This is a genomic window from Streptomyces sp. E2N166 (assembly GCF_003671715.1).
Classification (GTDB): Bacteria; Actinomycetota; Actinomycetes; order Streptomycetales; family Streptomycetaceae; genus Streptomyces; species Streptomyces thinghirensis.
Genome location: NZ_RAIF01000032.1, coordinates 393,449 through 402,621, shown reverse-complemented (window position 1 = coordinate 402,621; position 9,173 = coordinate 393,449). Strand labels below are relative to the sequence as shown.

Below are 9,173 nucleotides of genomic sequence, written 5' to 3'. Positions count from 1 at the left end.
CGGGCCCCTCCCGTCTCCTCCGGCATCTGAGACACCCCGTCCTTCCACCATCCTTCGCCGCGGCCGCGCTGGGCCGCCGCCGCGGCGTGCCCGCCGGAGGCCCCTGTTGAAACGTTCCCGTCCCCGCTCCCGAGCCCACTCCACGAAGGGGCGCGCGCTCGTCGCCCTCCTCGTGATGGCCGGGGCCGTGGCCATCGCCCTGACCATGCCGATCCGCCTCGGGCTCGACCTGCGCGGCGGCACCCAGATCGTGCTGGAGACCAAGTCCACCGCCACCACCGAGGCCGACCGTGAGGCCACCGACCGCACCGTGGAGGTGCTGCGCGGCCGTATCGACGCGCTCGGCGTCGCCGAGCCGACCATCGTCCGTTCCGGTGACAACCGCGTCGTCGTCGAGCTGCCCGGCGTACAGGACCCGAAGAAGGCGGCCGATGTGCTGGGCCGCACCGCGCAGCTCACCGTCCACTCGGTGCTCGGCCCGGCCGAGGCCGCCGGGAACGACGCCGGGAACGACGCGGGTAACCCGTCCGGCACGGACGTCGAGCGCGCCCTGCCGGACGAGTCCGGTCAGTCCCTCCGGCTGAAGGCCGCCACGCTGACCGGACAGGACGTCAAGGGCGCCGACGCCCGCTTCGACCAGCAGGGCGGAGCCGGGTGGCACGTCACCGTCGACTTCAAGGACTCGGGCAGCGACCGCTGGGCCGAGGTGACCGGCGAAGCCGCCTGCCATCCGGCCGGCGACCCGCAGCGCCGGGTCGCCATCGTGCTCGACAACAAGATCATCTCCTCGCCGCAGGTCGACCCCTCCGTGGCCTGCGGGGCGGGCATCGCCGGTGGCTCCACCCAGATCACCGGCTCCTTCGACGACGCCGAGGCCCGCGAACTGGCGCTGCTCATCAAGGGCGGTGCGCTGCCCGTACCGGTCGAGACCATCGAGCAGCGCACCATCGGCGCCACCCTGGGCGACGAGGCGATCTCGGCCGGCGCCTGGGCCGCCGTCATCGGCACCGCGCTGACCGGGCTGTTCATCATCGTCGTATACCGGCTGATGGGCGCCCTCGCGACCGTGGCCCTGCTCTGCTACGGCGTGATCTCCTACGCCGCCCTGGCCGCGATCGGCGCCACCCTGACCCTGCCCGGCCTGGCCGGCTTCGTCCTGGCCATCGGCATGGCGGTGGACGCCAACGTCCTCGTGTTCGAACGCGCCCGCGAGGAACAGGCCGCCCGTACCCGCCCGAGCACGCGCTCGTCGCTGACCGCCGGTTTCCGCAGCGCCTTCAGCGCGATCGCCGACTCCAACATCACCACGCTGATCGCCGCCGCCCTGCTGTTCTTCCTGGCCTCGGGTCCGGTGAAGGGCTTCGGCGTCACCCTGGGCATCGGTGTCCTGGCCTCCATGGTCAGCGCCCTGGTGATCACCCGCGTGCTCGCCGAGTTCGCGGCGAGCCGCCCCTCGGTCTTCCGCCGCCCGCACATCACCGGCATCTCGACCACCGGCCCGGTCCGTGACGCCCTGCTGCGCCGCGACCCGTTCCTCATGCGCCGCCCGCGCCGCTGGCTGGCCGCCTGCGCGGTCGTGCTCGTGGCGGCCGGCTCCGGCATCCTGGTCCGCGGCCTCGACTTCGGCATCGAGTTCACCGGCGGACGGCTCATCGAGTACTCCACGGCCACCCGGGTCGACGCCGACCGGGCACGGGACGCCCTCGCCGACGCGGGCTTCCCCCGCGCCGTCGTCCAGTCCTCCGGTGACAGCGACCTGACCGTGCGCACCGAGAAGCTGACCAACGCCGAGGCCGAGACCGTCACCAGGGCCATCGGCGAGCTGGGCGGGGAGACGGAGAAGGTCCGCGACGAGCTGATCGGCCCGAGTCTCGGCGAGGAGCTGCGCAAGGACGCCCTGATCGCGCTGGGCCTGGCCCTGGCCGCCCAGCTGACGTACCTCGCCGTCCGCTTCCGGTTGCTGTTCGGCACCGCGGCGGTCAGCGCCCTCGCCCATGACGTGGTCATCCTGGTCGGCGTGTTCGCCTGGCTGGGCAAGCCGATCGACGGGGTGTTCCTGGCGGCGCTGCTGACCGTGATCGGTTACTCGGTCAACGACTCGGTGGTGCTCTTCGACCGCATCCGGGAGCTGCTCGCCGGCAAGGACCGCAAGGCGCCGTTCGCCCGGCTCACGAACCAGGCGATCCTGCAGACCCTGCCGCGCACGGTCAACACCGGTATGGGCGCGGTGCTCATCCTCGCCTCTCTGGCCGTCCTCGCCGACGACTCGCTCACCGACTTCGCCCTCGCGCTGCTGATCGGCGTGGGGGTCGGCACGTACTCGTCGGTGTTCACCGCCTCTCCGCTGGCCATCGAGATGTACGACCGCGGCTCCGGGTCCCGGCCCGCGCGTCGCAAGGGGCGGCCCGCGGAGAAGAAGGCGCCGGCGAGCCGCGCGGAACGGCAGGAGGTCGCGTAGCCACCCCCTGGCCACCTCGCGAGCCATCTCGCAGGGACCCCGGGGGGTCGCGCCCGCGTCGTCGCGCTCAGCGCGCCTCGCCGAAGTGCTCCCCCACCAGGGTCCGGACCAGGTCCGGGTCGCCGGCGATCAGCGCGTCCAGCAGCGCCGTGTGCTCGTGCGCGTCGGCGATCAGGTCGGCCCGCCCCCGTACCGCGGGGGCTCCGGCCGGCGGCCACTGGGCGCGGCGGTGCAGGTCACCGGCGATGCGGACGAGCTGGTCGTTGCCGGCCAGCGCGAGCACCGCGCGGTGGAAGGCACGGTCGGCCTCGGCGTACGTGGCCGGGCAGCCGGACGACGCGGCCCGGACGGTGGCCTCGGCGAGGGGGCGCAGTTCCGCCCAGCGCTCGGCGGGCACCGTACGGGCCAGGCGGAGCAGCACGGGGACCTCGATCAGGGCCCGGACCTCGGCGAGTTCGGCCAGTTCCCGGTCGCCGCGCTCGACGACGCGGAAGCCGCGGTTGGGGACGACCTCGACCGCGCCCTCCAGGGCGAGCTGCTGCATGGCCTCCCGAACGGGCGTGGCCGAGACGCCGAAGCGCTCGCCGAGCGCGGGCGCCGAGTAGACCTCGCCGGGCCGCAGCTCGCCGGAGACCAGCGCGGTGCGCAGGGCGTCGAGTACCTGCCCCCGCACGGAGGAGCGCTGGACGAGCGCGCGCGGGCGGGGCAGGGGATGTTCGCTGTGCGTGTGCTCGCCGCGTGCGGCTCCGGCCGGTTCCACGGCCCCACGCGCCCTGTCCCGGTCCCTGTCCGAGGCACCCGGCTGTGCCGGGACCCGCACCGGTGCGACCGGTGCGCGCGACGCGGCCGCCCCGGTCGGCTCGGCGGTGCGGACCCGTCCGATCCCCGTCCCCGCGGGACCCTGCGCGCTCGGCTTCACGGGTCCTCCTGCGGGACGTGTCGGTACTTGGGGTCATTACGGCGGGTTGTCACCTGTCCGTCAAGCACCATAAGGGCACGGGCCGCCAGTTCAAATCCCAAGGATCTTGGGTAAGGTAAGGCTTACCTCAAGCAGCCCGTTGCTCGGACGTGGATCGGTGGTCCCGCATGCCTGTCACCCGCTCGGCCCTCACGGACGCCTACGCGCGCCTGTCCGAGGCCCTTCCGGGGCTGGGCGTCACCGAGCTGGACACGGCCGGCGAGGTCCCGCGCGGCGGCGGATGGGTCGCGGCCGGCGCGCTCGCCGCGGGCGGGGCGGAGCTGGAGGCGTTCCTCGCCTGGGACGACGCCCAGGTGGTCCGGGACTACGGGCAACGGGCCCGGCCGGACGTGGTCGCGAGTTTCGGACTGCACCGGTACGCGTGGCCGGCCTGCCTGCTGATCACCGTGCCGTGGTTCCTGCACCGCAGGGTGCCCCGCTACCCCGCGACCCACGTCGCCTACGACCGCTCCGCCGCCGGGCTTCCCCTCGGCCGCATGGCCGTGCGCTCCGCCGGTTTCGCCTGCCTGCCCGGTGATCCCGCCGCCGCGCTGCCCGGCGCCCGCGTGGTCGCCGACGAGGAGGCGCTGCGGGCCGAGGTGCGCGCCGCGGTCGCCGAACACATGGAGCCGGTGCTGGCGGGGTTCGGACCACGCATGCGACGGCGCGGTCGCGCCCTGTGGGGCATGGCGACCGACGAGGTCGTCGAGGGCCTGTGGTACGTCGCTCATCTGCTCGGCGAGCAGGAGCGGGCGCGGCACGAACTGGAGCTGCTGCTGCCGGGCGCGACCAAGCCCTACGTCGGCAAGGCGGCGTTCCGCGAGCTGACCGGACCGGACGGCGAGCCGCTGCACACCCGGGACCGGGCGAGCTGCTGCATGTTCTACACCCTGCGCCCCGAGGACACCTGCGCCACCTGCCCGCGCACCTGTGACGCGGACCGCGTCAACAAGCTGCTCGCCACGGCGGGTTGAGTCTCCCCCGGGCGTACTCACGCGCGGTCACTCCCATGATCGTCGACTAAGATCACCGGCGTCGTTTCACAACTCCCTCACGCGTCACGGGAACTTTCCGTGGAACCACTCGTACGGGTAGTCTTATTCGAACTCAACTCCCGCCCCTCATGCGGCAGTTCGAGCAGAACGCCGCCCTGGGCATCCCCTCGCACTCCCTTGGCTGCCTCTTGCCCCGAAACCCTCTGAGGGCCGCCGGGTTTGGGCCACCATGGCGGGCGTTACGCCCTATCCCAATGCAAGGGACCCCCAGATGAGATTGACCGACATATCGCTGAACTGGCTGCTTCCGGGCGCCGTGCTGCTCCTGGGCATGCTGGCGGCGGTGGCGGTGCTCGCGCGCGGCAAGCGTTCCTCGGGGAAGGACGCGGGCGCTGACGACTCGTGGGAGCGCATGGAGGAGCGCCGCAGGCGCAAGGAGGCCCTCTACGGCACCTTCTCCTACGTCCTGCTCTTCTGCTGCGCCGCGGTCGCCGCGGCGCTCTCCTTCCACGGTCTGGTCGGCTTCGGCGAGCAGAACCTCGGCCTGAGCGGCGGCTGGCAGTACCTGGTCCCGTTCGGCCTCGACGGAGCGGCGATGTTCTGCTCCGTCCTCGCGGTGCGCGAGGCCAGCCACGGTGACGCGGCGCTCGGTTCCCGCATACTCGTGTGGACGTTCGCGTTCGCGGCGGCATGGTTCAACTGGGTGCACGCGCCCCGCGGCATCGGTCACGCTGGTGCCCCGCACTTCTTCGCGGGCATGTCCCTGTCGGCTGCGGTGCTGTTCGACCGGGCCCTGAAGCAGACCCGTCGGGCCGCCCTGCGCGAGCAGGGCCTGGTGCCGCGCCCGCTCCCGCAGATCCGCATGGTGCGCTGGCTGCGGGCGCCCCGGGAGACGTACCGCGCCTGGTCGCTGATGCTCCTGGAGGGCGTGCGCAGCCTCGACGAGGCCGTCGAGGAGGTGCGCGACGACATGCGCAAGAAGGAGGAGACCAAGCAGCGCCGGCGCGAGCAGGAGCGTCTGGAGCGGGCGCAGCTCAAGGCGATCAGCCGGGGTCACGGTCACCGGGGCTTCCCCGGCCGCGGCGGCCGGCCGGTCGAGGTCGAGGTGCAGCAGGTGGAGCGGGGCACCGAGCGCGCCGCCACCGCGGAGCCCGCCATATCCGCGCCGGAGCCCCTGCCCGCGGCCCGGCGGCCCTCCCTGCAGCCGGTACGCCACGGAACTGACCAGGTCACGGTCGACCTCACCGCGGAGGACGACACCCAGGCCCTGCCGCGCCTGGACTCCCTGGAGCGCAAGCTCAAGGACCTGGAGCAGCAGTTCGGCTAGCCGGGGTCTGAGGCGCCGGGGGCTCCCGGCGCCTCACGCGGCCTCGGCGTCCAGTTCGAACCAGACCGACTTTCCCACCTCGCAGGGGTGCACGCCCCAGTCGTCGGCGAGGGACTGCACCAGGATCAGCCCCCTGCCGTTGGTGCTCTCCTCCGCTTCCGGGGCGCGCGGCCGGGGCAGCCGGCCGACGAAGTCCCGTACCTCGACCCGCAGCGCGCGCGGTCCGACCGTCGCGGTCAGGACGGCGCCTTCGCCGGTGTGGACGAGCGCGTTGGTGACGAGCTCGCTGGTGAGCAGCTCCGCGACATCCGATCTTCCGGGCCCGCCCCAGTGCCGCAGCAGCTCACGCAGGGCGCGCCGGGCCTCGGGCACCGCCCGCAGGTCCGCCCGCCCCAGCCGTCGCCTGAGCTGTGGTGCCGTGTGTCCCTTCATGTCCCCCGTCCGCGTGCTGATGTCGCTTCCCTCCCTTTCGAACGTGTTCACGGGGAAGCCTTGCCCGTTCGGACCCCCGGCAGTCATGTCGATTCACGACGGCCGGGCCGCCGCTCACGGTCGCGGCACGTTGCGCAGGTTCGAGCGGGCCATCTGGAGCATGCGCCCGACACCGCCGTCCAGCACGATCTTCGAGGCGGACAGGGCGAAGCCGGTGACCATGTCGGCGCTGATCCTCGGCGGGATGGACAGGGCGTTGGGGTCGGTGACGATGTCGACGAGGGCAGGCCCCTTGTGCTTGAACGCGGCCTTCAGCGCCCCGGCCAGCTCCTTGGGCTTCTCCACCCGCACCCCGAAGGCACCGCAGGCTTCGGCGACGGCGGCGAAGTCCGGGTTGACGTTGGCCACGCCGTGCGAGGGCAGACCCGCGACCAGCATCTCCAACTCGACCATGCCGAGCGAGGAGTTGTTGAAGAGGACTACCTTCACCGGCAGATCGTGCTGGACGAGGGTGAGGAAGTCGCCCATCAGCATGGTGAACCCGCCGTCGCCGGACATGGAGACAACCTGCCGGCGCCGGTCGGTGAACTGGGCGCCGATCGCCATCGGCAGCGCGTTCGCCATCGAGCCGTGCGAGAAGGAACCGATGATGCGCCGACGGCCGTTGGGTGAGATGTAGCGGGCGGCCCAGACATTGCACATGCCGGTGTCGACGGTGAAGACCGCGTCGTCGTCGGCCATCTCGTCGAGCACGGCGGCGACGTACTCGGGGTGGATCGGGACGTGTTTGTCGACCCTGCGGGTGTACGCCTTGACGACGCCCTCCAGCGCGTCCGCGTGCTTCTTCAGCATCCGGTCGAGAAAGCGCCGGCTCTTCTTCTCCTTCACCCGCGGGATCAGGCAGCGCAGGGTCTCCTTCGCGTCGCCCCACACCGCGAGGTCCAGCTTGGAACGGCGGCCCAGGTGCTCGGGCCTGACGTCGATCTGGGCGATCTTCACGTCGTCGGGCAGGAAGGCGTTGTACGGGAAGTCCGTGCCGAGCAGGATCAGCAGGTCGCACTCGTGGGTGGCCTCGTAGGCGGCGCCGTACCCGAGCAGCCCGCTCATCCCGACGTCGTACGGATTGTCGTACTGGATCCACTCCTTGCCGCGCAGAGCGTGCCCCACCGGCGACTTGATCTTCCCGGCGAACTCCATGACCTCGGCGTGCGCGCCCGCCGTACCGGCCCCGCAGAACAGGGTGACCTTGTCGGCGTCGTCGATCATCCGCACCAACCGGTCGATCTCCTCGTCGCCGGGGCGGACGGTCGGCCGGGAGGTGACGAGTGCCGTCTCGGCGGCCTTCTCCGGCGCGGGCTCGTCCGCGATGTCGCCGGGCAGGGAGACGACGCTGACGCCCCCTTGGCCGACGGCGTGCTGGATGGCGGTCTGAAGCAGCCGGGGCATCTGCTTCGGGCTGGAGATCAGCTCGCTGTAGTGGCTGCACTCGCGGAAGAGCTGGTCGGGGTGGGTCTCCTGGAAGAAGCCGAGGCCGATCTCGCTGGACGGGATCTGCGAGGCGAGGGCGAGGACGGGCGCCATCGAGCGGTGGGCGTCGTAGAGGCCGTTGATGAGGTGGAGGTTCCCGGGGCCGCAGGAGCCGGCGCACGCGGTCAGCCTCCCGGTGATCTGGGCCTCCGCCCCGGCGGCGAAGGCGGCGGTCTCCTCGTGCCGGACGTGCACCCATTCGATGCCGGAGTGGCGGCGCACGGCGTCCACCACCGGATTGAGGCTGTCGCCGACGACTCCGTAGAGGCGTTTGACTCCGGCGCGGGTGAGGATGTCGACGAACTGTTCCGCGACGTTCTGTTTGGCCATGGCTCCAGCTATGGCACAGCGAGCGGCGTCACGCCTCCCAAACGGCGGCGGCCGTACGGTCATCGGCGTAACCCTTGACCCGGACCCGGCTGTCGGTGAGGAACTCGGCGAGACCGGGCGGGGTGCGTCCGGCCCATCGCCGCGCGAGGACTTCACCCAGCTCGGGCTCGCTCAGCAGGGGTTCGGCGAGGCCCGCGGTGCACATCAGCAGCACATCACCCGGGCGGGCTATGGAGGCCCGGAAGCGGAAGGGCTCGCGGGACGGCTCGGCGGGCGGAGCGTCGTACGGTCCGGGCGGTCCGTCGTACGGTCCGGGCGGTGCGGTGATGCCCAGGTCCATGGTGAGCCGGTCGTCCTCGGAGGTCTGGTCCGGCGTCCCGCCCGGCCTCGCCCGGGGCGTCGAGCCGAACCCGACGACGGGCTCGCCGGCCACTTCGCCGACGCCCGGCTCCATGTCCTGCCAGGCGCCGTCGCGCAGCCGGAGCAGTCCGCCCGCGCCGGCGCCGAAGAAGATCCGGGTACGGCACTCGGGGTCGGCGGGCAGCAGCAGACAACGCAGCGTGGCCGCGTACTCGTCCGGGGCCAGACCCCGCTCGGCGGCGCCGGCCCGGAGCCTGCCGAGGCTGCGGTCGGTGAGGCGGTGCAGCCCGGACTTCAGCTCGCCGCGCCGGGCGGCCCGCAGGTCCTCGGCGAGCCGGGCGTGGCTGCGGCCCACGGCCCGGCCGATCCACTGGCACACCTCGGCGGCCGCGCGGTGCGCCCCGGCGGTCGCGCGGGCGCCGGTCGCCATCGCCACCAGGACCAGTGCCTGTTCCCCCGCGCCGAAGCGCGCCACGAGCAGCGCGTCGCGGCGCGGGTCGCCCCGGTACCGCGCGGAGTCCCCCCGCACGGAAACGGCCCGCAGGGTGCAGGTCCCGTACCGGGCACCCTCCAGCACCGTGTCCGCCACCAGCCCGTCGAGCCCGTCGGGATCCGCCGACGGCAGCGCGGTGGGCTCGGCGTCGTAGGTGGGCGGTCCGGAGCCGACGAAGTCACGTCCGGCCGACGGAGCCCCGCCGGCGCCGTCCCGGGACGGCTCGGGCGGGGACTGAGGGGGTTGCGAGGGGAGGAACGGGGGCGGGAGCGGGGGCAGGCCCGGTGCGGTCC

7 protein-coding genes are annotated in these 9,173 nt (G+C 72.9%); 3 read left to right on the top strand and 4 right to left on the bottom strand.

Annotated elements, in window-relative coordinates; all coding sequences use genetic code 11:
* Window positions 1–106 precede the first annotated feature (106 nt).
* The gene (gene secD / locus EBH09_RS28920; RefSeq protein WP_193776591.1) at window positions 107–2,458 is read left to right on the top strand and encodes a protein translocase subunit SecD; all 2,352 of its coding nucleotides are present in this window, start codon (window positions 107–109) and stop codon (window positions 2,456–2,458) included.
* Between the two features lie 67 nt (window positions 2,459–2,525).
* Here the strand turns inward: secD and EBH09_RS28915 are convergent, their stop codons facing one another.
* Window positions 2,526–3,278: a GntR family transcriptional regulator gene (locus tag EBH09_RS28915; RefSeq protein ID WP_238697562.1), complete on the bottom strand. Its 753-nt coding sequence runs from the start codon at window positions 3,276–3,278 to the stop codon at window positions 2,526–2,528.
* A 266-nt stretch (window positions 3,279–3,544) separates the two neighbouring features.
* On the opposite strand from EBH09_RS28915, the gene EBH09_RS28910 reads away from it, so the two are divergent.
* Together EBH09_RS28910 and EBH09_RS28905 are read left to right on the top strand one after the other, a co-directional pair.
* Entirely contained in the window at window positions 3,545–4,390 is an 846-nt protein-coding gene (locus EBH09_RS28910) for a (2Fe-2S)-binding protein (protein ID WP_121749869.1), read from the top strand.
* A 292-nt stretch (window positions 4,391–4,682) separates the two neighbouring features.
* The gene (locus EBH09_RS28905; protein WP_121749868.1) at window positions 4,683–5,738 is read left to right on the top strand and encodes a DUF2637 domain-containing protein; all 1,056 of its coding nucleotides are present in this window, start codon (window positions 4,683–4,685) and stop codon (window positions 5,736–5,738) included.
* Window positions 5,739–5,771: 33 nt separating this feature from the next.
* On the opposite strand, the gene EBH09_RS28900 is transcribed toward EBH09_RS28905, so the two are convergent.
* The 3 genes from EBH09_RS28900 to EBH09_RS28890 all read right to left on the bottom strand — a co-directional run.
* Complete coding sequence (locus EBH09_RS28900; protein WP_121749867.1) at window positions 5,772–6,170, bottom strand: ATP-binding protein; 399 nt, start codon at window positions 6,168–6,170, stop codon at window positions 5,772–5,774.
* Between the two features lie 114 nt (window positions 6,171–6,284).
* Window positions 6,285–8,027 (bottom strand): pyruvate dehydrogenase, encoded by a 1,743-nt coding sequence (locus EBH09_RS28895; protein ID WP_121749866.1) that lies wholly within the window; start codon window positions 8,025–8,027, stop codon window positions 6,285–6,287.
* A 28-nt stretch (window positions 8,028–8,055) separates the two neighbouring features.
* A partial coding sequence (locus tag EBH09_RS28890; RefSeq protein ID WP_238697465.1) for a protein phosphatase 2C domain-containing protein occupies window positions 8,056–9,173 on the bottom strand: 1,118 nt, incomplete at its 5' end.